The sequence below is a fragment of the Microbacterium sp. MPKO10 genome (genome assembly GCF_026107415.2).
Classification (GTDB): Bacteria; Actinomycetota; Actinomycetes; order Actinomycetales; family Microbacteriaceae; genus Paramicrobacterium.
In genome coordinates, this window is the sequence record NZ_JAPCHX010000002.1 from 593281 (window position 1) to 618037 (window position 24757).

At 64.7% G+C, this 24757-nt stretch carries 24 protein-coding genes; 15 read left to right on the top strand and 9 right to left on the bottom strand.

From position 1 onward, the window contains the following. Positions 1-51: 51 nt before the first annotated feature. Genes OK352_RS07395 through OK352_RS07405 form a run of 3 tightly spaced genes read right to left on the bottom strand, consistent with a single transcriptional unit; the run spans position 52 to position 4014 of the window. Complete coding sequence (locus OK352_RS07395; protein WP_265140797.1) at positions 52-2112, bottom strand: ABC transporter ATP-binding protein; 2061 nt, start codon at positions 2110-2112, stop codon at positions 52-54. Continuing rightward, positions 2109-3029, bottom strand: a complete 921-nt coding sequence (locus OK352_RS07400; RefSeq protein ID WP_265140798.1) for an ABC transporter permease — start codon at positions 3027-3029, stop codon at positions 2109-2111. Before OK352_RS07400 ends, OK352_RS07395 begins: the two co-directional genes overlap by 4 nt. A gap of 1 nt (position 3030) precedes the next feature. Next, complete coding sequence (locus OK352_RS07405) at positions 3031-4014, bottom strand: ABC transporter permease (protein ID WP_265140799.1); 984 nt, start codon at positions 4012-4014, stop codon at positions 3031-3033. A 501-nt stretch (positions 4015-4515) separates the two neighbouring features. On the opposite strand from OK352_RS07405, the gene typA reads away from it, so the two are divergent. The 8 genes from typA to OK352_RS07445 all read left to right on the top strand — a co-directional run bounded on the left by typA (position 4516) and on the right by OK352_RS07445 (position 11398). Further along, a complete protein-coding gene (gene typA / locus OK352_RS07410) occupies positions 4516-6423 on the top strand; it encodes a translational GTPase TypA (protein WP_265140800.1) in 1908 nt (635 codons plus the stop codon). Between the two features lie 53 nt (positions 6424-6476). Continuing rightward, positions 6477-6917, top strand: coding sequence for a hypothetical protein (locus OK352_RS07415; RefSeq protein ID WP_265140801.1), 441 nt, complete (start codon positions 6477-6479; stop codon positions 6915-6917). Between the two features lies 1 nt (position 6918). Beyond that, positions 6919-7653, top strand: coding sequence for an AzlC family ABC transporter permease (locus tag OK352_RS07420; RefSeq protein ID WP_265140802.1), 735 nt, complete (start codon positions 6919-6921; stop codon positions 7651-7653). Then, on the top strand, positions 7650-7961 hold the full coding sequence (locus tag OK352_RS07425) for an AzlD domain-containing protein (protein ID WP_265140803.1): 312 nt from the start codon (positions 7650-7652) through the stop codon (positions 7959-7961). Before OK352_RS07420 ends, OK352_RS07425 begins: the two co-directional genes overlap by 4 nt. A gap of 41 nt (positions 7962-8002) precedes the next feature. Beyond that, positions 8003-8461, top strand: a complete 459-nt coding sequence (locus tag OK352_RS07430) for a DUF6113 family protein (protein WP_265140804.1) — start codon at positions 8003-8005, stop codon at positions 8459-8461. A gap of 35 nt (positions 8462-8496) precedes the next feature. Beyond that, positions 8497-8820, top strand: coding sequence for a ferredoxin (fdxA, locus tag OK352_RS07435; protein WP_265140805.1), 324 nt, complete (start codon positions 8497-8499; stop codon positions 8818-8820). 7 nt (positions 8821-8827) lie between these two features. After that, positions 8828-9952: a succinyldiaminopimelate transaminase gene (gene dapC / locus OK352_RS07440; RefSeq protein ID WP_265140806.1), complete on the top strand. Its 1125-nt coding sequence runs from the start codon at positions 8828-8830 to the stop codon at positions 9950-9952. A gap of 138 nt (positions 9953-10090) precedes the next feature. Next, entirely contained in the window at positions 10091-11398 is a 1308-nt protein-coding gene (locus OK352_RS07445; protein ID WP_372338084.1) for a citrate synthase, read from the top strand. A 326-nt stretch (positions 11399-11724) separates the two neighbouring features. Here OK352_RS07445 and OK352_RS07450 read toward each other — a convergent pair whose 3' ends face one another. Both OK352_RS07450 and dapD read right to left on the bottom strand, forming a co-directional pair. After that, a complete protein-coding gene (locus OK352_RS07450) occupies positions 11725-14280 on the bottom strand; it encodes a penicillin acylase family protein (protein WP_265140807.1) in 2556 nt (851 codons plus the stop codon). Positions 14281-14322: 42 nt separating this feature from the next. Then, on the bottom strand, positions 14323-15285 hold the full coding sequence (dapD, locus tag OK352_RS07455) for a 2,3,4,5-tetrahydropyridine-2,6-dicarboxylate N-succinyltransferase (RefSeq protein WP_265140808.1): 963 nt from the start codon (positions 15283-15285) through the stop codon (positions 14323-14325). A gap of 72 nt (positions 15286-15357) precedes the next feature. Between dapD and dapE the strand changes: the two genes are divergently transcribed. The 3 genes from dapE to OK352_RS07470 all read left to right on the top strand — a co-directional run bounded on the left by dapE (position 15358) and on the right by OK352_RS07470 (position 17903). Further along, the gene (gene dapE / locus OK352_RS07460) at positions 15358-16440 is read left to right on the top strand and encodes a succinyl-diaminopimelate desuccinylase (protein WP_265140809.1); all 1083 of its coding nucleotides are present in this window, start codon (positions 15358-15360) and stop codon (positions 16438-16440) included. 7 nt (positions 16441-16447) lie between these two features. Beyond that, positions 16448-17650, top strand: a complete 1203-nt coding sequence (locus tag OK352_RS07465; protein ID WP_265140810.1) for a hypothetical protein — start codon at positions 16448-16450, stop codon at positions 17648-17650. 82 nt (positions 17651-17732) lie between these two features. Further along, on the top strand, positions 17733-17903 hold the full coding sequence (locus OK352_RS07470; RefSeq protein WP_166989201.1) for a DUF3117 domain-containing protein: 171 nt from the start codon (positions 17733-17735) through the stop codon (positions 17901-17903). A 90-nt stretch (positions 17904-17993) separates the two neighbouring features. On the opposite strand, the gene OK352_RS07475 is transcribed toward OK352_RS07470, so the two are convergent. Then, positions 17994-18623 (bottom strand): O-methyltransferase, encoded by a 630-nt coding sequence (locus OK352_RS07475; protein ID WP_265140811.1) that lies wholly within the window; start codon positions 18621-18623, stop codon positions 17994-17996. An 83-nt stretch (positions 18624-18706) separates the two neighbouring features. Here OK352_RS07475 and OK352_RS07480 point away from each other — a divergent pair, with 83 nt between their 5' ends. The 3 genes from OK352_RS07480 to OK352_RS07490 are packed head-to-tail and all read left to right on the top strand — an operon-like array spanning position 18707 to position 20957. After that, complete coding sequence (locus OK352_RS07480) at positions 18707-19081, top strand: twin-arginine translocase TatA/TatE family subunit (RefSeq protein ID WP_265140812.1); 375 nt, start codon at positions 18707-18709, stop codon at positions 19079-19081. Positions 19082-19118: 37 nt separating this feature from the next. After that, positions 19119-20348 (top strand): MFS transporter, encoded by a 1230-nt coding sequence (locus OK352_RS07485; protein WP_265140813.1) that lies wholly within the window; start codon positions 19119-19121, stop codon positions 20346-20348. A 9-nt stretch (positions 20349-20357) separates the two neighbouring features. Next, the gene (locus OK352_RS07490) at positions 20358-20957 is read left to right on the top strand and encodes a class I SAM-dependent methyltransferase (RefSeq protein ID WP_265140814.1); all 600 of its coding nucleotides are present in this window, start codon (positions 20358-20360) and stop codon (positions 20955-20957) included. A 4-nt stretch (positions 20958-20961) separates the two neighbouring features. On the opposite strand, the gene OK352_RS07495 is transcribed toward OK352_RS07490, so the two are convergent. Genes OK352_RS07495 through OK352_RS07505 form a run of 3 tightly spaced genes read right to left on the bottom strand, consistent with a single transcriptional unit; the run spans position 20962 to position 23909 of the window. Further along, positions 20962-22131, bottom strand: a complete 1170-nt coding sequence (locus OK352_RS07495; RefSeq protein ID WP_265140815.1) for an Mrp/NBP35 family ATP-binding protein — start codon at positions 22129-22131, stop codon at positions 20962-20964. Continuing rightward, complete coding sequence (locus OK352_RS07500) at positions 22112-22639, bottom strand: DUF1003 domain-containing protein (RefSeq protein WP_265140816.1); 528 nt, start codon at positions 22637-22639, stop codon at positions 22112-22114. Before OK352_RS07500 ends, OK352_RS07495 begins: the two co-directional genes overlap by 20 nt. Next, positions 22632-23909, bottom strand: a complete 1278-nt coding sequence (locus OK352_RS07505; RefSeq protein ID WP_265140817.1) for a magnesium transporter MgtE N-terminal domain-containing protein — start codon at positions 23907-23909, stop codon at positions 22632-22634. Before OK352_RS07505 ends, OK352_RS07500 begins: the two co-directional genes overlap by 8 nt. A gap of 76 nt (positions 23910-23985) precedes the next feature. Here OK352_RS07505 and OK352_RS07510 point away from each other — a divergent pair, with 76 nt between their 5' ends. Continuing rightward, positions 23986-24480, top strand: a complete 495-nt coding sequence (locus OK352_RS07510; protein WP_265140818.1) for a YflT domain-containing protein — start codon at positions 23986-23988, stop codon at positions 24478-24480. The last annotated feature ends 277 nt before the right edge of the window (positions 24481-24757 follow it).

Here is a 24757-nt window from a genome sequence, read left to right on the forward strand (position 1 = left end):
GGGGTCATAAACTGCAGACCCTGCTGAAATCGCGAAAATGTGTCGTAACTGTTATCGCCAGTGGCAGGCGTTGACGTGCACACCTTCGGTGCCTGTTAGCTGTGGCTGCTCAGTTTCGCATCGGCGCTGACCCTCGGGGGTGAGCGTTTGATACAGCGGGCACCGAGAGACGAAGGCACAGCCTTCGCGCCACTCAGTGGGGCTGGGAAGGTCGCCCTCGAGGACGATGCGTTCGCGGGTGCGCTCGATGTCGGGATCGGGAACGGGAATCGCAGAGAGCAGAGCCTGCGTGTACGGATGCTGTGGGTTCTCGAAGACCTCGTCGACGTCACCGTGCTCCACGAATGCGCCGAGGTACATCACAGCGACACGATCGGCAATATGCCGCACGACCGAGAGATCATGCGCGACGAACAGGTACGACAGTCCGAGCTTTCCCTTGAGCTCGTCGAGCAGATTGATCACACCGGCCTGGATCGAAACGTCAAGCGCGGAGACCGGCTCATCGAGGACGACAACCTGCGGATTCGTCGCGAGAGCACGGGCAATGCCGATGCGCTGGCGCTGACCACCCGAGAACGCGGACGGGAAGCGGGCGCTGTGCGATGGATCGAGCCCGACGAGGTCCATGAGCTCATCGACCCGGGCATCGGATTCCGCTCGCGAGCGTCCGATGGCGCGCAAAGGCTCGGCAATCACATCCGCAACGGTCATGCGCGGATCGAGAGCGCCCATCGGGTCCTGGAACACGATTTGAATGTCGCGACGCAGCTCGCGCTCCTGCCGGCCACCGCGGATCTCGGAGACCTTCGTACCGCCGATCGTGATCTCGCCCTGTGACTGCTTGACGAGATCCATGATCTGCAGAAGTGTCGTCGTCTTGCCGCATCCGGACTCACCGACGATGGCCATCGTCTCGCCCTTGCGGATGTCGAACGAGATTCCGCGCACGGCGTGCACGTCACCGACGCGTCGCTTGAGGAACGAGCCCTTGAGGAGGGGGAACGTCTTCGTGAGATTCTCGACCTCGAGTGTGACGTCGCGCTTCTCGCGCGGAACGCGATCGAGTGCGCTTTCCGGGATCGACGGTGCGGGGTATACGGGCTCTCCGTCGATCAGACCGTCGTCGTCGATCTCGTCCGCGCGAATGCAGGCGACCTTGTGACGGTCTTCGGCTTCGGTGTTTGCCGGACGCAGCGGTGGCTCGCCGTTGACGCAGGCATCGACAGCGATAGGGCAACGCGGAGCGAACGGACATGCGTCCGGAAGGTTGACAAGCAGCGGCGGATTTCCCTTGATCGGGATCAACGGCTGCTTCTCGCGCTTGTCGACGCGCGGGATAGCCCCGAGAAGACCGATCGAATACGGCATCCGTGTGCGGTGGAACAGTTCGCCGACGGGAGCCTGTTCGACGGGCTTTCCCGCATACATGACGAGAACATCGTCAGCGGTCTTCGCGACGACGCCCATGTCGTGCGTGATCATGACGACGGCGGCACCCGTCTCACGCTGTGCTGTGCCGATGAGGTCGAGAATTTGCGCCTGAATCGTGACGTCAAGTGCCGTTGTCGGCTCGTCGGCGATGATGAGTTTCGGGTTATTCGCCATCGCCATAGCGATGACGACACGCTGACGCATGCCCCCGGAGAATTCGTGCGGGAACGACTTCATCCGACGCTCGGGCGTCGGGATCCCCACGAGCTTCAGCAGCTCGATTCCGCGCTCCCACGCCTCGCGCTGAGACTTCTTCTGGTGCGTGACCAGTGCCTCGACGATCTGGTCTCCCACGGTGAACACCGGGGTGAGCGCCGCGAGCGGGTCCTGGAAGATCATCGCGATCTCATTGCCACGAATGGTGGAGAGCTGCTTGTCCGTTTGGCCGAGAAGTTCCTGGCCGTCGAATGAGATGGATCCGGTGACCTTGGCGTTGTCGTCGAGAAGACCCATGATCGCCATCGACGTGACCGACTTTCCGGAGCCGGACTCACCGACGATGCCGAGAGTGCGGCCCGGCTCGAGATCGAATGTGACACCGCGCACGGCGTTGACGACTCCGGATTCGGACGGGAAGCTGACCTGCAGGTCGCGAACGGAGAGAAGCGGGGCGGTCATGCTTGTCCTCCTGCCGCCGAGGTGGGATCAAGAGCATCACGCAGACCGTCGGCGACGAGCGCCATCGAGACGGTTAAGAGGGTGAGAGCCCCGGCGGGGAAATAGAAGAGCCACGGTGCGCTCGTGATCGTGTTCGCGCCGTAGCCGATCAGCGATCCCAGCGAAACATCGGGGATCTTCACACCGAACCCGAGGAATGACAGCCCGGTCTCGGCCATGACGGCCGTGACGACGCCGAGAGCGAAGTTGATGACGAGTAGCGAGCCGATGTTCGGAATCAGATGGCGCATGACAATCTTCATTCCGGGAACGCCCATGTAACGTGCGGCATTGACATATTCGCTCTCTCGAAGGGGAAGAGCCATTGTCCAGATCACACGGGCGGGGAAGAACCAGCCTGTCAGGATCAGAATCAGCGAGATCACTCGCCAGTCGCCACCGGCATCGTTTGAGATCAGTGCAAGGATCAGGAATGTTGGGATCACCATGAGGAAGTGAATCACCAGCAGAATGCCGCGCTCGATAAGCCCGCCGAAGTACGCGGCCGCAGTTCCCACGATCGCCGACAGGATCGTCGTGCCGACGGACACCGAGACGGCGATCATGAGCGAGCGCTGCAGACCGATGGCGACCTGTGCGAACGTATCGTTTCCCGCGCTTGTCGTCCCGAACCAGTGCTCGCTCGAGGGTGGGCTGCTGAGGTTGAGGAAGTCGAGCTCGATGTGATCGTACTTTGCGAAGAAGGGTGCGATGACCGAGAACAGTACGAGAAGGATGAAGATGAAGATTCCGGCAACGGCGGGCCGGTTGCGGACGAACCGACGGGTGTAGAGGCTCCACAGTGACATGCGCTTGCGTGGAATGCGCGCTGCTGTCGTGTCTGGGCCGACCGGCGGCTGAATCTGGTCAGTGGACATGTCAGCTCACTCTCACTCTCGGGTCGAGTGCAACGATGGCGATGTCGGAAAGGATCGCTCCGACCGCCGTCAACACGGCGCCGAACGCCGCAATTGCGACAACGCCGTGCACATCGTTCTTGCCGATGGTGTCGAGAAAGTACCGCCCCATGCCGTTCCAGCCGAAAATTCGCTCCGTCAGGATGGCCCCGGTGAAGATCGTGGGAATCGTGAAGGCAACCTGGGTGGCAACCGGAATGAGCGACGTGCGCAGGGCGTGCTTGCGGATTGCCTGTTGCTTGGTCAAGCCCTTCGCTCTAGCGGTTCTGACGTAATCGGCGTTGATGTTGTCGAGAAGCAGTGTGCGCTGCAGCAGGTGGTACTGGGCGTAGCCCACAAGGACAAGAGCGAGAGTGGGAAGCGTCAGATGCTGAAGGGCGTCGAGGACGATGGGGAAGAAACCTGTGACATCTTGGCTGTGCGAACCGGTGACGAAGAAGACACGAGCGCCGACGAGGTCGTTGAAACCAATCGCCAGAAGCACAATGCCGAGCGCTGCCACCACGATGTTGATGTTCATCGTGACGACTGACGTTGCCTGGCCGATCCGGTCTGCGAGCTTGTACTGCCGGGACGCCGTGTAGACACCGAGCGCGATTCCGAGGATCGCCGTGATGATCGTTGCACCCAGGACGAGCTCGGCACTGATCCACATGCGGTAGGCGACCTGAGAATTCACCGACTCGCCGACGGCACTGACACCCCAGTCCCAGTGGAAGATGATGTCGCTGAACCAGCCCCACCAGCGCTGAACGAGAGGAACAGTGTCGCTGAGGTTGCGGGGTTCCAGGAGCTGGGTGACCTCGTCTCGCGAGAGAGGAGGACGGCGCCCAATGTAGTTGCTACGGGGATCGAGGAAGGCCCACGCAAGGAAGTACGTGACATTCGTCGCTACCACGATCATCAGCAACCAGCCCATAAAGCGGCGGAGCAGGTACTTGATCAAGTTGGTGTTCTTTCTCTCTAACAGGCGCCGTTTTCGGCGACCGACACAACGCTGGGTCGAACTGTTATTCACTCTCCCGGAATGCTCACGAATGAGCAACCCGGGATCCCTGTCGTGTTTGGCGAGGCCCCCGGCGAACATTGGTCGATGTGCGTAGGGAGCCGCTTCGACCTCGACACATTATCACTGAATTCTTTTGCCTACGCATCGGACTCGCGTCATTCAGACCTGCCTGTGCGGATTGTGAATGTGAGCTTTGCGCGGAGCGAGCAAGCGGTGAATGCACGGCGGTCCGACCCGGTGTTCCGCATCGTCGCTACCACGTTCTAGGCGGTCCGCTCAGCCTCTGCCGAGTTGAGGGAGTAGAATGAACCGTTGGGTTTCCAGAATCCACCGAATTTTCCATCAGCGCCCACCGGCGCAGGCACCCGCCCGCCGGACCTCACGTCGACACCGTCGCACGGCGCACGAACCGCACACTCTGCAGGACAGGACACAGCCATGGCAATCGCCACGCGTGAAACCCTCCGCAACGTCGCCATCGTTGCGCACGTTGACCACGGCAAGACAACACTCGTCGACGCCATGCTCCGTCAAACCCACTCGTTCTCTGACCACGAGCACGTCGAAGACCGCGCCATGGACTCCAACGAACTCGAGCGAGAAAAGGGAATCACGATTCTCGCGAAGAACACGGCGATCTCATACAACGGTGAGCACGCCGCCCACGGTCCCGTGACGATCAACGTGATCGACACCCCGGGGCACGCCGACTTCGGGGGAGAGGTCGAGCGAGGCCTGTCGATGGTCGACGGCGTCGTTTTACTTGTCGACGCGAGCGAGGGGCCTCTGCCTCAGACGCGCTTCGTGCTGCGCAAGGCGCTCGAAGCTCAGCTTCCCGTGATCCTCCTCGTGAACAAGACCGATCGCGGCGACGCGCGCATCGACGCCGTCGTCGCCGAGAGCCAGGACCTCCTTCTCGGCTTGGCAAGCGACATCGCCGACGACGTCCCCGACCTCGATATCGATGCCATTCTCGACGTCCCCGTCGTCTACGCCTCGGGCAAGGCAGGTCGGGCCTCTCTGACAAAGCCCGACGACGGCACGCTGCCCGACAGCGAGAACCTCGAGCCGCTGTTCGAAGCGATCCTCGAGCACATCCCCGCACCGACATATGACGACGAGCACCCGCTGCAGGCGCACGTCACCAACCTGGACGCCTCGCCCTTCCTCGGGCGTCTCGCATTGCTTCGCATCTTCCAGGGCACCATCACCAAGGGGCAGACGGTGGCCTGGGTGCGTCGCGACGGCTCGGTCTCGAACGTGCGCATCACCGAGCTCATGATGACGAAGGCCCTCGATCGTTTTCCTGCCGAAAGCGCGGGGCCCGGCGACATCGTTGCCGTCGCGGGGTTCCCCGACATCATGATCGGTGAGACCCTGTGCGACCCCGACGATGTCCGCCCGCTGCCGACGATTCACATCGACGACCCGGCAATCTCAATGACGATCGGCACCAACACGTCGCCGCTTATGGGTAAGGTCAAAGGCCACAAGCTGACGGCGCGCATGGTGAAGGACCGCCTTGACCGCGAGCTCGTCGGCAACGTGTCGCTCAAGGTTCTGGACATCGGACGCCCGGACGCGTGGGAGGTTCAGGGTCGCGGAGAACTCGCTCTCGCGATCCTCGTCGAGCAGATGCGCCGCGAGGGGTATGAGCTGACCGTCGGCAAGCCCCAGGTCGTCACACGCACGGTCGACGGCAAGATCCATGAGCCTTACGAAGAACTCACGATCGACACGCCGGAGGAGCACCTCGGCGCGATCACGCAGCTTCTCGCCGCACGCAAGGGTCGCATGGAGGGCATGACGAACCACGGGACCGGTTGGATCCGCATGCAGTTCATCGTCCCGAGTCGCGGACTCATCGGCTTCCGCTCCGAGTTCATGACGACCACGCGCGGAACCGGCATCGCCAACACGTTCTCGCACGGGTACGACGAGTGGGCGGGAACCATCGCGACCCGCAGCAACGGCTCAATCGTCGCCGACCGTACCGGCGTTGTCACGCCGTTCGCGATCATCAACCTCCAAGAGCGCATGACGTTCTTCGTCAACCCGACGGAAGAGGTGTACGAGGGCATGGTCATCGGCGAGAATTCCCGCGCCGATGACATGGACGTCAACATCACCAAAGAGAAGAAACTGACGAACATGCGCTCGTCGACGGCCGATTCGTTCGAGTCGATGACGCCATCACGGCAGCTGTCGCTCGAGGAGTGCCTGGAGTTCGCCCGCGAGGACGAATGCGTGGAAGTCACGCCCGATGCCGTGCGCATTCGCAAGGTGATCCTCGACGCCCACGAGCGCGGCCGCGCAACGGCCCGACTCAAGCGCCAGGACGCCTGAGTTTCGGCTGAGCTTTCGGGTTCGACTCAGCATCCCGCGGTTACCCTGGTCGGGTGAGTCTTCGCCGCCGCGTCCGCGTATCCCTGATTGCTCTCGCCGTCCTCGCCCTCCCGGCACTGACTGGTTGCAGCTTCGTTGAGCAGACGATGAACCAAACGGTTCAGGATGCTGTCCGCGAAGCCACGGGCGGTGACGTTGAGCTGTCCGAGGGCGTTCCCGAGGGCTTCCCGACAGACGCTGTCCCGCTCATCGACGGTTCTGTGCGCGGGGCGACGCAGACGAAGGACGAGACCACGCATTGGGTGGTTCTCGTCAGCGGCGACGTGTCGGCCGATGAGGCAGAGCAGGCGCTGACAGATGCCGGCTTCGCCGTCGATGACGAAGTGTCGACGGCTGATCTCGGAAGTGTCATGACCCTGTCAAGCGACGAGTACGACGTCACCGTGGTGGGCGCGTCTGACAGCGTTCTGTACACGGTCACGACACGGAGCTGATGTGTCGTCCGCGCGCAGCGCAGCGCAGCGGTCTGCGCTCAGGCAGGGCCTCGCCGTCGGCGCCGCGACCGCGGCGTACGGTGTGTCGTTTGGCGCCCTCGCCGTCGCGTCGGGCCTCGACATCTGGCAGACCTGCGTCCTGAGCCTGCTCATGTTCACCGGGGGCTCGCAGTTCGCCCTCGTCGGCGTACTCGCCTCGGGCGGAGCATCGGCCGGCGGGGCGGCGATCGCCAGTGCGGCGCTCCTCGGTGTGCGCAACACCGCGTACGGCATCCGCATGAAGCCGATCGTTGGCGGCGGATTTCTCCGAACCGTGGCGGCCGCCTGGGTAACGATCGACGAATCGACGGCCGTCTCGCTCGCGCAGTCCGAGCCCCGGGCCCGCAGAACAGGATTCTGGGTGACCGGCATCGCTGTGTTCATCGGCTGGAACCTCACAACGCTGATCGGGGCGCTCATCGGCGACGTGCTGGGCGACACGCGGATGTACGGTCTCGACGCCGCGGCGGCAGCGGCATTCCTCGGCCTGCTCTGGCCCCGACTGACCCGACTGCAACCGGTCGCCGTGGCGTGTGGAGCGGCGATTCTCGCTGGCATCCTCACCCCGGCTCTCGCCCCGGGGCTCCCGGTGATTCTCGCGGCCATCGTCGCGATTCTGGTCGGCGTCTTCAATTGGTTCTCGCACACGCGTGACGATGCGCCCGGGCAGGCTCACGGGCAGGAGGGCGAACGATGACACTCTGGCACATCGTGCTCGCAGCATCCATCATCTGTGCGGCCCTCAAGCTCGCGGGCTACTCGATTCCCCCGCGGGTGTTAGAGAAGCCGTCGGTCTCTCGCGTCGCCGACCTCATGACCGTTGCCATGCTCGCGGCGCTGATCACCGTGCAGACGCTCGGCGAGGGTCAGGCCATCGTCATCGACGCGCGTCTTCCCGCCCTCGGCGTCGCTGCCGTGCTTCTCGCATTACGCACCCCGTTTCTCGTCGTCGTGGTGGCGGCAGCCGTCGTCGCGGCGCTCCTGCGCCTCGCGGGGATGCCGTGATGCGCGACGCACCGCACAGCTCGGGCCGCTACGATTCTCAGGTGAGCACAGAACCGCAGTGGGAGATTCCCGACAACGCCGAGACCCCGGATGCCGCGATGCGCGACGAGCCGAGCACGGCCTCCCGCATCATCACCGCCGTCATCACACTGGTGCTTGGCGTTGTCTATGGCACCGTCGGAACGGTCGCACATACGTTGAGCGTGTCGCCCTTCGGCTTCCCTCTGCCGTACGGGCTGGTGCTCGGCCTGCTCGGCGTTCTCGCGCTGCTGGTCGGCCTTCGCCTCGTGATCGCCGAGCGCCTGCCGTCTGTTGCCGCGGGAATCGGCGTCGTCGGGATCGTCGCCCTGTTCTCGTTCTCGAGTCCCGGAGGCTCCGTGCTGATCACCCAGGGCATCGTGGGGCTCGTGTGGCTATTCGGCGTGCCGCTTCTCGCCGCCGGCGTTCTCGCCTGGCCGCGCCTTCCCGAGCGCAGCTCTCGCCGGGGTTCCGCGGCGTAGACTGGCAGAACCCAGCGAGAAGGAGTTCCACCACAGTGACATATGTGATCGCTCTTCCGTGCGTCGACGTGAAAGACCGTGCGTGCGTCGATGAGTGCCCTGTCGACTGCATTTACGAGGGGGATCGGATGCTCTACATCCACCCCGATGAATGCGTCGACTGCGGTGCCTGCGAGCCGGTGTGCCCCGTCGAGGCGATTTACTACGAAGACGACCTTCCCGACGAATGGTCCGACTACTACACGGCGAACGTCGCATTCTTTGACGAGATCGGTTCGCCCGGCGGTGCGGCGAAGGTCGGCGTGATCCACCACGATCACCCCGTCGTCGCTGCCCTTCCTCCGCAAGTCACCGAGTGACGCTCGCGTGACTCGATCCCTGCCCGACTACCCCTGGGACACCCTCGTTCCGTTCCGGGAGAAAGCCGCCCAGCATCCGGACGGCGTCGTTGATCTCTCCATCGGGTCTCCCGTGGACCCGACGCCGCCGATCGTGCGTGAGGCACTGACCGCCGCGACTGATGCGCATGCCTACCCGACGACAGTGGGGACCCTCGAGCTGCGTCAGGCCATCGTCGATTGGTATGCACGGCGCCGGAACGTGCCCGATCTTGAGCATCGCAACGTTCTGCCCACGATCGGCTCGAAAGAGCTCGTCGCGCTGCTGCCGTTCCTTCTCGGTCTCGGGCCCGGCGACGTGGTCGTGCACCCCACTGCCGCGTATCCGAGTTACGCAATCGGTGCAGAGCTGTGCGGGGCACACGCGTGCGCGTCGGACGATCCGGATGCTTGGCCGGACGGCACGCGGCTGATCTGGCTGAACTCGCCGGGCAACCCCGACGGACGCGTCCACGACATCGACGCCCTCCGCCGGGCCGTTGCCCGTGCCCGTCAGCTGGACGCCGTGATCGTGAACGACGAATGCTACGCGGAGCTCGGCTGGGAAGAGCCCTGGGCCGACGCACCGACGCCGTGCATTCTCGATCCGCGTGTGACGGGTGGCGATCGCCGCGGCATCCTCTCGATCTACTCGCTCAGCAAGCAGTCGAACATGGCGGGCTACCGGGCGGCCTTCGCGGCAGGCTGCGGGGGAGTGATCGCGTCTCTGACGAACGTGCGCAAGCATGCGGGACTGATGGTGCCCGCGCCACTGCAGCATGCCATGACCGTCGCGCTGAGTGACGACGCGCACGTTGCAGCCCAGAAGCAGCTGTACCGCAGGCGCCGCGACGTGCTCGTGCCCGCCCTCACTGCGGCGGGATTCCGCATCGAGCACAGCGAGGCCGGCCTCTACCTCTGGGTCACCGAGGGGCGCGACGCCTGGCAGAGCATCGATCGTCTCGCCTCGCTCGGCATCATCGGTGGCCCCGGACATTTTTATGGCGAGCACTACCCGGAATTCGTGCGACTGTCGCTCACAGCGGCAGATGAACGCGTGGATGCGGGGGCTGCACGGCTGCGTGCCGCAGCATCCGGTGGAGAAACCCTCTAAGACGCACCGTGAACCATTGTCGATTGTGACAGAAGCCCTCCGGCGCGATTAGGCTGTAGGAGGGTGCTGCGCGCCGCCATCATGTGTGCGCTGGGATCCTTCACACAAGACGTGACTGATAGGTACAGAGGAGGCGCCGTGGGCGACGTCGGACAGCAGACGGGTGACGAGGCACGCAAGGCGACGCTGGCGTTTCCGGGCGGCACGGCAGAATTGCCGCTGCTCGAGGCAACGAGCGGGGCATCGAGTCTCGACGTCTCGGCACTGACGAAGCAATCGGGCCTCACAACACTCGACTACGGGTTTGTGAACACCGCGTCGACGACGTCGCGGATCACATACATTGACGGCGACCAGGGGATCCTCCGATACCGCGGTTACCCGATCGATCAGCTCGCGTCGAACTCGACGTACCTCGAGGTCGCGTGGCTGCTGATCCATGGCGAGCTGCCCACGGCCGACGAGCTCGCTGACTTCGACGACCGCGTGCGTCGCCACACGCTGCTGCACGAGGACCTCAAGCACTTCTTCTCGGCGCTGCCGCACACCGCGCACCCGATGTCTGTGCTGTCGAGCGCGCTGAGCGCGCTGTCCACGTACTACGAGAACGGACTCGACCCGAAGGACCCGGAGCACGTCGAGATGACGACGATCCGGCTTCTCGCGAAGCTGCCCGTCATCGCCGCCTACGCGCACAAGAAATCGCAGGGGCAGGCGTTCCTGTACCCCGACAACAACCTGAGCTTTGTCGACAACTTCTTGCGTCTCAACTTCGGCAACATGGCTGAGGAATACCAGGTGAACCCGGTGCTCTCGCAGGCACTTGAGCGCCTCTTGATTCTGCACGAGGACCACGAGCAGAACGCCTCGACGTCAACGGTGCGCCTCGTCGGGTCAACGGGCGCCAACCTTTACGCGTCGATCTCTGCCGGGATCAACGCGCTCTCGGGCCCGCTGCACGGTGGTGCCAACGAGGCTGTGCTCGAAATGCTGGGGCAGATCCAGGAGTCGGGTGAGGGCGTGCGCCGCTTCGTCGAGCGGGTGAAGAACAAGGAAGACGGCGTGAAGCTCATGGGCTTCGGACACCGCGTCTACAAGAATTACGACCCGCGGGCGCGCATCGTCAAGGAATCGGCGAACGCCGTTCTCGACTCGCTCGGGATCACGGACCCCCTGCTCGACCTGGCGCAGGAACTCGAGCAGATTGCCCTGGAGGACGACTACTTCAAGGAGCGACGCCTGTACCCGAACGTCGACTTCTACACCGGCGTCATCTACAAGGCGATGGGCTTCCCCACCCGCATGTTCACCGTGCTGTTCGCGATCGGCCGCCTGCCTGGCTGGATCGCGCACTGGCGCGAGATGAGCCTCGATCCGCAGACGAAGATCGGCCGCCCGCAGCAGCTGTACATCGGTGAGGGCGAGCGGCAGTACCCGCAGCGCTGAGCCCGCAGTGGTTCCCGTGCGGCAGAGGCGAGCCCGCAGCGCTGAGCCTGAAGCGGTTCCCGCAGCGCTGAGACCGGGGCGGATTTCGCGGCGGTGAGGGCGGTGGCAGTTCCTGCAATGCTGAGTCCACGGTGGTTCTCATGGTGCTGAGCGCGCAGGAGCAACTGGGGCCATAGCGTTTCCTGCACAGTAGCGGCGACGACGGCTGCTCGTCGTCGCTGGTCGGCGTTTGCCCTCGTGTGGGGCACCTGTTCCAGGGCGGCTGCGCGTGTGAGACCCCACGATCGGCCCCTCATTCCTCGAGAATTGGGGCCGATCGTGGCATCTCACTTCTGCGGGGGCTTCAGCGTGAGCGTGTGCTCGGCAGCATCCGCCCTGGCCTCGCTCGTGTACGCCCAGGGGAGCGTCTCGTGCGCAGCCCAGAGTGGTGCCTGATCGACGTAGTTCGGGTGGAAGGCATGCCCCGATGCTCCCGTGAGATTGATCCACGTGGACGCGTCGAAATCAGACAGATCAATGACCTGACGCATCGAGGGCACCCAGTTGACCTCATAGCCGACCGCCGCATCCCACCCATTGGCGTTCACCACGCTGGACCCGCCCCCAACGCTGTACGGGCCGCGATTGAAGAGCTTCTCGACGAGATCGATTCCGGATTCGCCGAGACTCGCATTACGGATCGTGAGCGTATGGATATCGCCCCAGCTCCACTCGGCGGGATCCTCGCCCATGAGATCGACGGCTTCAGCCCACGCGGAGTCCATCGCGCGGGCCAGCGCCTCGTCTCGGGACGCTACATCGTCGTCCGTCCACCACGCCGAGTGGTCGAGCGGGAGAAGGTTCGTCACGACCTGGAACCACCGCGCGCTTCCCTGCGGCGCCTGCGATTCCGGAAGCTTGGGCGCGAAAGACTCCTGCAGAAGGTTCTTCCAGACGATGTTGAAGTACGCCGATGCGGCGCTGTCGGCGTCATCGTTGAAGTCCCAATCTTCGAGCAGGTTCCGTGCACGAAGCGTGTGCTCGCTCGGCGTCGCCTCGAGAAGATACGGGACGAGCTCTTCGGCAATCGCGTTGTGGTTGTCGGCCTGAATGCTCGACATGTCGTCCGCCGTGATCGGCGTTCCCTCGTCGATCAGCCCCGTGAGGCGTTCGGTGATCTGCTCCGCCCGGTACCCGGCGTCCCAGTCCGCCGTGATGAACTCAGGGTAGTCGGGCCCGACGGCAGCGTTGTTCGCCGTGACGATGTACCCCTGCGGAGGGTTGTATGTTCTCGGCAGATCATCGAAGTCGACGTATCCGCTCCAGGAGTTCTCGCTCGTCCACCCCGGCAGCGGCGTCGTCCCGTCGCCTGTCGTGCGCACGGGGACTCGACCGGGAGCCTGGTAGCCGATGTTCCCCTCCGTGTCGGCATAGATGAGATTCTGGCTGGGAACATCGAAGAGTCGCGCGGCGTCCCGGAAGGAATCCCAATCGGTCGCCGAGTTCATGGCGAAGACCGCACGAGCCGTGTTGCCCGGCGTCAGTGCCGTCCATTGCAGCGAGACACCGAGGCTCTCACCCTCGACAGTCTCGATGTTCTGCGAGGCGTCATTGGCGATGGCCGTGTAATCACCCGTGAGGCCGCTCACAAGCGGCCCGCGCTTCGTGGAGCGGATCGTGATCTCGACGTCATCCCCACCGGCGACTGTGATGGTCTCGGTGTGCACGTCGAGCGGAACATCCTTGCCGTCGAGACGGTACGTTCCCTCCTGCGTGTCGAGCTTCTCGATGAACAGGTCTGCGACGTCGGGGCCGAGATTCGTGAATCCCCACGCGATGCTCTGGTTATGGCCGATGACGACGCCGGGAAGGCCCGAGAACGTGTACCCGGCGACGTCGAACGGGCAGTCCTCCGAGACCGTGGAACAGTGCAGTCCCATCTGGTACCAGACGGACGGCATCACAGGGCCGAGGTGTGGGTCATTGGCGAGGAGCGGCTCGCCCGTCGCCGTGTGCTCGCCCGAGACCACCCAGGAGTTCGAGCCGATGTCGCTGCCGGCCTCTCCGAGGAGCGTCGGCATGCCGTGCAGAAGATCAGAGAGCTTCTCGAGCTGAGGAGCGACGGCGCTCAACATCGACGGGTCGGCCGCAGCATCCGGAGTCGTGTCGGCGTCGTCAGGCAGAGCCTGCGTGCTGGGCTCCGACACGATCGTGGGGTGCGTGTCGTATGGGTAGGGCGGAAACAGCTTGGCGATCTGCCGTGAGCTCAACGTTGTCGAGAGCACGGCCCTGTCGATCTCCTGCTCGAGATTCGAGCGAAGATCCCAGGCCATGGCCTTGAGCCAGGCGACACTGTCTGCAGGCGACCACGGTTCGGGGGAGTACTCGGGGTTCTGGAACCCCAGGACGGCGTATTCGAGCGAGGCGTCGGCACCCGAGTGCGTGTTGAGGTACGCGTTGACGCCGTCAGAGTACGCCTCGTAATAGGCACGTGACGTGTCGTCGAGCTCCGCTACCTCCTGCTCGGCGACATCGCGCCAGCCGAGCGTCCGGATGAAGGTGTCTGTGCCGACCTGAGCTTCACCGAACATCTCGCTGAGCCTGCCGGAGGTCACGTGGCGACGAAAGTCCATCTCCCAGAAGCGATCCTGCGCCTGGACGAAGCCCTGAGCGAGGAAGAGGTCGTGGGCAGAATCGGCGGTGATCTGGGGGATGCCGTGGGCATCGCGGGTGACCGTCACCTCGTGCTCGAGGCCCGGAATATCGATCGTTCCCTCCGTCGTCGGGAACGAGCGCTGTACGGTCCAGAACGCCAGGCCGGCACCGACGAGCCCGATGACGAGGAGAGCGACGACGATCCAGAGGACGACACGGCCGATGCGCCGTGAGAGAGAGTGAGCCACGTTGCTCCTTCGAGTGTGCCGGCGCGATGCGCTCAGGGTGGGTCAGACGTGCAGAGCTTCGTTGAGGACAGGGCCCGAACCAGGGCGCGGAAGAACTTCCACGGCACCCGAGACGGAATTGCGCCGGAACAGCAGACCGGGGACGTCACTCAGTTCGACGGCCTTCACCGAGCGGCTCTCCGCCGAAGCCGGGTCGATGACCGTCACTTTCGTGCCCGCTGTCACATAGAGACCGGCTTCGACGACCGAATCGTCGCCGATCGAGATGCCGATGCCGGAATTGGCGCCGAGCAGTGCGCGCTCGCCGATCGTGATCCGCTGTGAGCCGCCACCCGATAGTGTCCCCATGATCGAGGCGCCGCCGCCGATGTCGCTGCCGTCACCGACGATGACCCCCTGAGACACACGCCCCTCGACCATGGACGCGCCGAGGGTCCCCGCGTTGTAGTTGACGAAGCCCTCGTGCATCACCGTCGTGCCGGGTGCGAGGTGCGCGCCGAGCCGTACACGTGACGCGTCGCCGATGCGCACACGTTCGGGGAGCACATAGTCGGTGAGGCGCGGGAACTTATCGAGGCTCACTGCGTGGATGCCCTGGCGCAGCAGCGCGGGACGCATGCGCTCGAAATCGCTCGGCAGCACCGGGCCAGCGTTCGTCCACGCCACGATCGGCAGATGCGCGAAGATCCCCTCGAGCGAGATCATATTGGGGCGCACGAGCAGGTGCGAGAGCAAGTGGAGGCGCAGATACGCGTCTGAGGTGCTGGTGACGGACCCCGTAAGATCGGCCTCGACAGTGACGATATCGACGGTGACGGCTCGGCGCGGGTCGGGCACAGCGAGTTGCTCGATGTCTGCCGGCGCAATCCACTTCTCGCGTCCCGCCGGGATCGGCCCTAGCTGAGGGGAGGGGAACCAGGTGTCAAGAACGGTTCCATCGCTGGCAACGGTTGCGAGACCGTAACCCCAGGCCTTCGTGTGCGGTTCGTGAGAAGTGCTGGTCATAGTCACCAGGTTACCCAACGCCAGCACCGTGCGACGCCGGTGCACGCAGCACTGCGCCTCTAGACTGGAGCAATGCCTCGCCCTGCCCTCGACCCGCGCGCATCGTCCACCGAGCTGACGCGGGCGCTGTGCGATATACCCTCCGAATCCGGCGATGAAACGCAGATCGCGGATGCTGTCGAAGCAGCCGTCCGGTCGGCCGCCCATCTCGAGGTCATCCGGGACGGCGATACCGTGATCGCCCGCACGAATCTGGGGAGAGCTCAGCGTGTCGTCATTGCCGGACACCTCGATACCGTGCCGATTAAGGACAACGTGCCGACGCGGTTCGAGACGCGCGAGGGGCGAGAGTACCTGTGGGGGCGCGGCACCGTCGATATGAAGGCGGGCGTCGCCGTCCAACTGAAGCTTGCCGTCGAGCTTGACGAGCCCGAGGTCGACGTGACGTGGATCTGGTACGACCACGAAGAGGTGGCGGCAGAGCTCAACAGTCTGGGTCGTATCGCGCGCACTCGGCCCGAGCTGCTCGCGGGGGACTTCGCGATTCTCGGTGAGCCGACGAGCGCGCAGGTGGAAGGAGGCTGCAACGGAAGTCTTCGTGTCGAGGTACGGGCCTTCGGGACCCGTGCTCACTCGGGACGGTCGTGGGTCGGCGAAAACGCCATCCATAAGCTGGCGCCCGCTCTGGCGGCGCTCGCCGCGTATGAGCCGGAGACCATCGACGTCGACGGCCTCGCGTATCGCGAGGGCCTCAACGCCGTCGGGATCACGGGCGGCATCGCCGGAAATGTGATCCCGGACGAGGGCATGATCCACGTCAACTACCGCTTCGCGCCGGACAAGACACTCGACGAGGCGTTGGCACACGTGCACTCGGTTTTCGACGGATACGAGATCACCGTCGTGGATCGAGCCGAGTCGGCACGGCCAGGTCTCGATGCTCCGCTCGCCCAGCATTTTCTTCACGCGGTCGGGGGAGAGGCGAAGCCCAAGTACGGATGGACCGACGTCGCACGCTTCTCGGCACTCGGTGTGCCCGCCGTCAATTACGGGCCGGGCGATGCGCTGAAGGCACACGCCGACGACGAATGCTGTGCGACTGACGAGATTATCGCGTGCGAGCAGGGGCTTCGGCGCTGGCTTCTCGGCGGGTGAGCCGCCGGTGATCACATCGCCGCTCGTCGCCCGATGGGCTCGCTTTCCCGACTGGGGCCGCGTGCTGCTGATTTACGGGGCCGCTCGCGTGGTCACTACGCTGATGATGCTGTGGTTCGCCTCGAATCAGCGTGCAAATGCGTGGACGGGTGACGCGCCAGGCTACGCGGCGTTCGCCTCGATTTGGGACGGACGCTGGTACCAGATCGTCGCGTTCTCGGGCTATCCGAGTGAGCTTCCCCTCACGGACGACGGCCACGTGGGCGAGAACGCGTGGGCCTTCATGCCCGTGTATCCGGGACTCGTGCGCATCATCATGGGGATCACCCAGCTTCCCTGGGAGATCGCGGCTCTCGCCGTCTCTGTGCCGTGTGGTTTCGCGGCCGCCGTGGTGTTCTTCCGGCTGATGCGCGAGGTGCTCGATCGCCAAACGGCGCTCTTCGCCGTCGTGCTGTTCTCTGTCGCGCCCGTCTCGCCGATCCTGCAGGTGGCGTATGCAGAATCGTTGTATCTCCTACTGCTGGGCCTCGCCCTTCTGTTGGTGATGAAGCACCGCTACCTCACGGCGATCCCGATCATTGCGGTAATGGCGCTCACGCGACCGAGTGGTCTCGCGTTCGCGCTGTTCCTTTTACTGCACCTCGTGCATCGCATCTGGACGCGCTCACAGCATCCATTCTCGCTCTCAGCGTTCGTCCGCCTGTGCGTCACGGGCTTGGTGAGTGCCGTCATGGGGGTGGCGTGGCTGCTGATCGCCTGGGCGGTGACCGGCTCGATGTCCGCGTACACCGATACCGAGTTGGCGTGGCGGTCGTCGTACGTCGGCTACGGACCGCTCGTGCCGTTCGAGCCGTGGATCTCCGGAGCGAACTGGTGGGCGCACCGCTGGTTCGGCGCCGACATCGGCCTTGTCGTGCTGGTGCCGCTGCTCGTCCTCGTCGTCATCAGCTTGCTGAGCAGGCCCGCGCGCCGGCTCGGGGTGACGCTGAGGCTCTGGGTCGTCTCATATCTGGTGTACCTGCTGGCCGTATTCTTCCCACAATCCAGCACATTCCGACTGCTCGCTCCCGCCTTCCCGTTCGCCGGGGCATTTGCCGTGCCGCGCTCGCGCACGTACCGAATCGTTGCCGTCGCCGTGAGTCTCGTGCTGCAGTGGGCATGGCTGTCTGCGTGCTGGAAGGTGAGCGGATATGACTGGACGCCGCCGTAATATCCGTCACGATGACGGAGGGATTGGCACGGATTCCGAATTCACGGGATAATAGGGTCACACTGCACGAAAGGGGAGCCGAATGGCAGCAATGAAGCCGAGGACCGGAGATGGGCCTATGGAGGCTGTAAAGGAAGGTCGGCTGATCATTGTCCGTGTGCCGTTGGAAGGGGGCGGACGACTCGTCGTATCTGTGAACGACGATGAAGCCAAAGAGCTCCACGATGCCCTGGCGGGTGTCGTCGCCGGCTGACACCGGCAGGCAACGTCACGGGCGCGCGATCGATGAAGGATCGCGCGCCCGTGGCGTTTTTCTGGAATGAGGTGTGCTGGGTACGGCGAATCAGCCGAGCTTCACCAGCTGGAGCAGGCCGTCGCCGACCGGGCTGAGCGCGCTGACGACGGCGGCGGAGGTTGCGACCTCCTGAATGACCGAGCGGAGAGCACTCGTCACGTCATCGCGCTGAGCAGGATCTGCGACGCGCCCTCTGTTGAGTGCGTGCGGAACGAGGACGGTCCCACCGGTCCGGGCAAGCCGGAGCGCGTGCTCGACGTTCTCGATCACATCGGACGGGTCAGCGTCGACGAGCACGAGATCGTAGGAGTCTTCGTTCATGCGCGGCAGAACATCGCGGGCCTTTCCCGTGATGAGGCGTGTGCGTGCCGAGCCGATCCCGGCGTCGGAGAATGCGCTTCGCGCGGCACCGAGGTGCTCGGACTCCGAATCGATCGTCGTCAGGATGCTGCGAGGCTGCGCCGACAGCATCCACAGCCCTGAGACTCCGCACCCGGTTCCGATTTCCATGATGTTTCGGGCGGAGCTCGCTGCCGCGATCACGGCGAGCTGAGCGCCGGTTGCCGGAGACACGGGTGCGACACCGAGCTCAAGCGACTGAGCTCGTGCTGCCCGGACAGCCTCGGACTCGTCGACGGCATCATCGACGTACTTCCAGTTCGACTCTTGTGTGGACACGGCGGCTCCTGAATCTGCTCGAATGCCAGTGTATGCGGCTGTCGGGGTGCTCGCTGTGAGGCGCGACACGGTAGTCTGAATTGGTGTTCGGTTTGACGGCAGACAAGATCCTCATCATCGCTGTCATTGCCGTGTTCCTGCTCGGTCCCGAGCGCGTGCCCATGTACGCGGCAAAACTCGCGCAGCTGGTCAAGAACGTGCGCAATATGGCGAGGGACGCTAAGTCGCGCATGAAAGATGAGATGGGCGAGGACTTCGACGATGTCGATTGGCAGAAGCTTGACCCACGGCAGTACGACCCGCGCCGGATCATTCGTGAGGCGCTTCTCGAAGATGACGACTCACCGCAGTCGGTGATCGCTCCGGCGACGAAAGAGCCGAATCCCGAGTCACGGCAGCAGCTGCTCGAGGCGGGCAAAGAGGTGATGGACCCTCCCTTTGACCCGGAGGCGACCTAATCACCGGCCGGTTTGCCGGAGTGCGACGGTGTCGGTCGTGAAGGCGACGGATCCGTGGCGCGGGCACGCGCGTGAAACTCCCGCGTACCGTCGTGTGCTGTTCGGGCTGTTCCTCGCCGGCGTCGCCACGTTCGCTCAGCTCTACTCTCCACAGGCTGTTCTTCCGCTCATCGCCCATGATCTCGCCGTCAGCGAGGCAACGAGTGCGCTTGTCGTGTCTGCAGCGACCCTTGGTCTTGCGTGCGGCGTGCTTCCCTGGTCGCTCGTCGCCGACCGTGTGGGGCGGGTGCGCGCCATGATCGTTGCCGTATGCGGGGCGACAGCCGTTGGCTTTGCCGTGCCGTTCGCGCCGAACCTTGAGCTCATGCTCGCCGGCCGCGTCGTCGAAGGTCTTCTCATCGCGGGCGTTCCCGCCGTGGCGGTCGCCTACCTCACGGAGGAGGTCACCCGGGAGCACTCGGCCCGGGCCGCGGGCACGTATATCGCGGGGACCACGATCGGCGGGTTGAGCGGGCGGATCATCGCCGGGCCCATCGCCGCGGTCACGACGTGGCAGATCGGTGTCATCGTCGTTGCTGTTCTGTGCGCCGTGTGTGCCGTCGGCTTCGCGCTGATCGTACCCATCCCACGCGGCTTCGTGCCCCTGCGCCTGCGCACCCAGAAGGGTCCACCTGCCCACGAACGCATCCGTGCGGCGCTGCGATCGCCACAGCTTCTCGCTCTGTACGCGCAGGCATTTCTACTGATGGGCGGGTTCGTGGCCGTCTATAACTTTCTCGCGTTCCGGCTCATGGCGGAACCCTTCTTCGTCGCTCCCGCACTCGTCAGCTTCATCTTCGTCGCGTACCTCGCGGGAACCTGGTCGTCGGGGCGGGCCGGTGCGCTCGCGGCGCGCTTTGGTCGTCTCCCCGTGCTTGTGAGCAGCATCAGCGTCATGATCGTCGGCGTCGCCGCCACACTGAGCACCGTGCTCGTCGTTGTGCTCGCCGGGCTCGTGGTGATGACAGCGGGCTTCTTCGCCGCCCACGCGATCGCGTCCGGCTGGACAGGAGCTGCCGCGACAGTGGGGCGCGCGCAGGCCTCATCGCTGTACAACCTGGCCTACTACGGCGGTTCGAGCGTGTTCGGCTGGCTGGGCGGCGTCTTTCTCGCCTCCGATGGCTGGTTCGGCACGGCGCTCATGGTGATCGCACTGGCCGGCATCGCGGTTGTCGTCGCCCTGACGCTACTGAGGAGCTCGCAGGCACGGCGGTCTGCCAGCGGATAGGATCGCTCCATGGCACCGAGGTCTGCGAGGTCAGCGCCGCGCGAGCGATGGACGGAGTTCGACGCAGTGCGGGGGCGCGCCGTCGCGACAGCATCCGGGACCGTTCTGGAGATCGGTGCGGGGACGGGCGGCAACTTCGAGGACTTCGCTCGGGGAATCACCTGGATCGGGCTGGAACCGCACGCCCCGTCACGCGCGACGCTGCAGCAAAAGGCCCGAGCTCAGGGGCACCTGCGCGACGTGCTCGCCGCGCGAAGCGAGAGGATTCCGCTCGAGGCGAGGAGCGTCGACAGCGTTGTGGGAACATTCGTGATGTGCTCGGTCGACGACGTCGCCGCGACACTCGCAGAATGCCGACGCGTTCTGGCTCCCGGCGGTCGTCTCGTGCTCGTCGACCACCTCGCAGCGGCGCCGGGAACGGGTACGCGCAGACTGCAGAATCTGATCACACCTCTCTCGCGTCGGATCGACAAGGGCTGTCGCTACAACCGCGAGATCACAGACGAGATCACGGCAGCGGGCTTTTCGGAGGTCACGGCAGACTGGCATCGCGTGGCGGTCTTCCCCGGCGTGGCGATCCCCTGCGCCGTGCACACGGCCCGCGCCTGACAGGTCAGCGCGGGGAGAGCCCGAGCTTGCGCCCTGCCAGACCTCTGCCCTTGCGAACGAGGGCATCTGCTGCCTGCTCGATGGCGCGGCTGGCGGGGTCAGCGTCGTCTGAGAGCACGATCGGATGCCCCGTGTCACCGCCATCGCGCAAGGCGATGCTGAGTGGCACGGAGGCGAGGAGCGGAACGGGGGAGTCCTCTCCCTCGGACAGCCGCCGTGCCACCTCGGCGCCGCCGCCTGACCCAAAGATGTCGAGGACGCTGCCGTCCGCCTGAGGAAGTCCCGCCATATTCTCGATCACGCCCACGACGGACTGCCCCGTCTGCCGCGCCACCCGTCCGGACCTCTCGGCAACGTCGGCGGCCGCGGGTTGCGGGGTCGTGACGACGACGACCTCGGCATGGGGGAGCAGCTGTCCGACTGAGATCGCGATGTCACCGGTGCCGGGTGGCAGGTCGAGCAGCAGCACGTCGAGGTCGCCGAAGTAGACGTCGGTGAGGAACTGCCCGAGCGTCCGGTGCAACATGGGGCCGCGCCATGCGACGGCTGTCTGGGTGTCATCGACGAACATGCCGATCGAGATCACCTTCACACCGTGAGCGATGGGCGGCAGAATCATGTCGCCCACCCGTGTCGGCGTCACGATGAGGGGTTCGCCCTCCTCATCGACGGCGCCGGGCACGAGTCCGAGCAGACCGGGGATTGAAAACCCGTGCACATCGGCGTCGACGAGGCCGACGGTCAGGCCGCGCCGAGCGAGAGAGACGGCGAGATTCGCGGTGATCGTCGACTTGCCGACGCCGCCCTTGCCGCTCGTGATTGTGATGACGCGGGTCATCGAATCGGGTGTGAACGGCATTTCACGCTTTGCCCCGCGCAGGCGCTCGATCAGCGCGGTGCGCTCGGCCGGCGTCATCACGCCGACATCGATGCTCACCTGTTCAACCCCGGGCACGGCTTCGGCCGTGCGGCGCACATCGTTCTCGATCGCGCTGGCGGCCGGGCATCCCACGATCGTCAGGGCGATCGCGATCGAGACGGAGCCCGAGCCGTTCGAGTCCACCGAGCGCACCATATCCAGCTCGGTGATGGGCTTGCGGATCTCCGGATCGATGACGCGGCTCAGTGCACGGCGCACCGATTCGGCCAGATCGTCAGGAGTCTCGAGTGACATCGATATCGGTTGTCTCCTTCTTCTCGTCGAGCTCATCGAGCAGCGCACGAAGCTCTTGTCTGATGAAGTCTTTCGAGGCCATATCGCGCATCGCGAGCCTCAGGGCAACGACTTCGCGTGCGAGGTATTCAGTGTCGGCCAGGTTCCGCTCCGAGCGCTGTCTGTCCTGCTCGATCTGCACTCGGTCACGGTCGTCTTGCCGATTCTGCGCGAGCAGGATCAGCGGTGCCGCGTAGGACGCCTGCAGCGAGAGCATCAGAGTGAGTGCGGTGAAGCCGAGGGCGACCGAATCAAAGCGGATGCTGGTGGGCCCCCACGTGTTCCACACCATCCACGTGACGCAGAACACCGTGAGGGCGAGCAGGAACGTAGGAGTGCCCATCGCCCGCGCCACCCATTCGGTGAAACGACCGAATCTGTCGCGATCGGTGACTTTGCGCGCGAACAGCGGCGTGCGCACTCCGCGGGGTGCGTCGAGTCGCTTGTCGTCTTTGGGGGATCTAGCCATTCGACGACCTCCTCACGGTTTCTTCCCTCACGGGCTCGTCATCGTCGTGACTGCGCCAATCATCGGGCAGCAGATAGTCGAGAATGTCGTCAACGGTCACCACCCCGACAAGCCTGTCGGCGTCATCGACGACCGGAACGGACACCAGATCGTAGCTGGCGAGAATGCGTGTCACCTCAGCGGCAGACGCCTGAGCGCTCACTGGCTCGATGCTCTGGTCGAGGATCGCACCGAGCCTCTCATGCGGTGGGTGTCGCAGCATCCGCTGATAGTGCACCATGCCGAGGAGCCGGCCCGTCGGCGGTTCGTACGGAGGAAGGGTGATACAGACGGCCGCGCCGAGCGCCGGCGGCAGATCGGCCCTGCGAATCAGCGCGAGGCCCTCGGCGACGGATGAGTCGGCAGACAGGATCACGGGCTCCGTCGTCATGAGGCCGCCCGCGGTGTCCGGCTCGTACTCGAGCAGCATCCGCACGTCGTCGGCCTCTTCCGGCTCCATCAGCCCGAGCAGCTGCTCCTGGCGGTCATCGGGAAGCTGGGCGACGAGGTCGGCGGCGTCGTCCGGCTGCATCTGGTCGAGAACGGATGCTGCCCGCTCATCGTCGAGCTGCAGCAGCAGAGACACCTGATCATCCGTCTGCATCTCTTCGAGCGCATCGGCGAGCCTGTCATCAGGCAGTTCGGCCGCGACCTCGAGGATGCGCTCCTGCGGCAGCTCGAGCACGGTGCTGGCGAGGTCGGCGGGCTTGAGATCGCTGAGGCTGGCCACCAGATGTTCGGCCGACTGCGCCTCGGTCGAAATCCGCTCGCGGATCTCGCGCCACGTGGCGAACGCCGTGGGCCCTTTGGCGAAGGGGGAGGCCGATGTCTTCGGCCGGCGCACGAAGTACTGGCTGACGTTCCAATCGCCCTGCCGCTTCTCATCGATCGCGACGTCCTCAATGGTCGCCTCGCCTGAGCCGTCGGCAAAATCGACCTTCCGGCCGAGGATCTCTGCGATCACGCGGATCTCTCCGCCTCGCTGTTCGAAACGGCGCAGGTTGATCAGCCCTGTCGTGATGACCTGGCCCGGCGCGATCGACGTCACCCGGCCGATCGGAACGAACACACGCCGTTTTCCGGGGATCTCGACGATCAGCCCGACGACGCGCGGCGGATCGTTCGTGCGGTTGACGACAAGAGCATCACGAACCTTGCCGACCCGGTCACCTGCTGGGTCGAACACTGTACAACCCGCGAGGCGGGCGACGAAGACTCTCGTGGTACTCACACCACTAACTTAGACTCCTCGCGACAGCTCTGCTCGCATCGCACACGTGCCCGGTCGAACGTGGGACAATGGCAGTGTGAGTTATCAACAGTCGTCGGGACGAGGGCGGATGTCCGTTCAGGGCATTCCGCAGGGAGACACCGTCGCATCGTACGATTCGTATCCCGAGGCGCAGCGCGCCGTCGACAAGCTCGCCGCCGCCGAATTCCCCGTCAAGAAGGTGTCGATCATCGGCAACGGCCTGACGAGCGTCGAGCGCATCACGGGCAAGCTGAGCTACGGGCGGGCCGCTGCCAACGGGGCACTGAGCGGTGCCTGGCTCGGGCTGTTCTTCGGGTTGCTGCTCATTCTCATCAACCCGCAGTCCGATCTCGTCTTCGTCGGCGCTGCGGTGCTGATCGGCGCGGGCTTCGGCATGTGCTTCACGATGTTCAACTACGCGATCAACCGCAAGCGGCGCGACTTCAGCTCCGTTGCGCAGATCGTCGCGAGCTCGTACTCGGTGATCGTCGAGCCCGAGCTGGCGAACAAGGCACGGCACGAGCTGGGCGTCGAACAGCCGCCGCTCTGACCCGTAGGGTCTGAGCCCGGGTTCCCCGCGCCACAACGCCGGTCAGCCCAGGGCGCTGCTGCTGGACTGACACATGCTGCTCGACCGACAAAGGCTGCCCTGCTGAGAGCCTGCTTGATTGACGCGTGCGCTGACTGACGACTGCTGTCAGGGAGCGTGCGAACAGCGACGGGAGGTTGCCCGCAACAGCATCCGCCCATTCGTGCTGACGGTTCCGCCCGTGACGGTTGACCCGGGCGACACGTCGACGGGTACCGGCTCACCCGTCATCATGCTG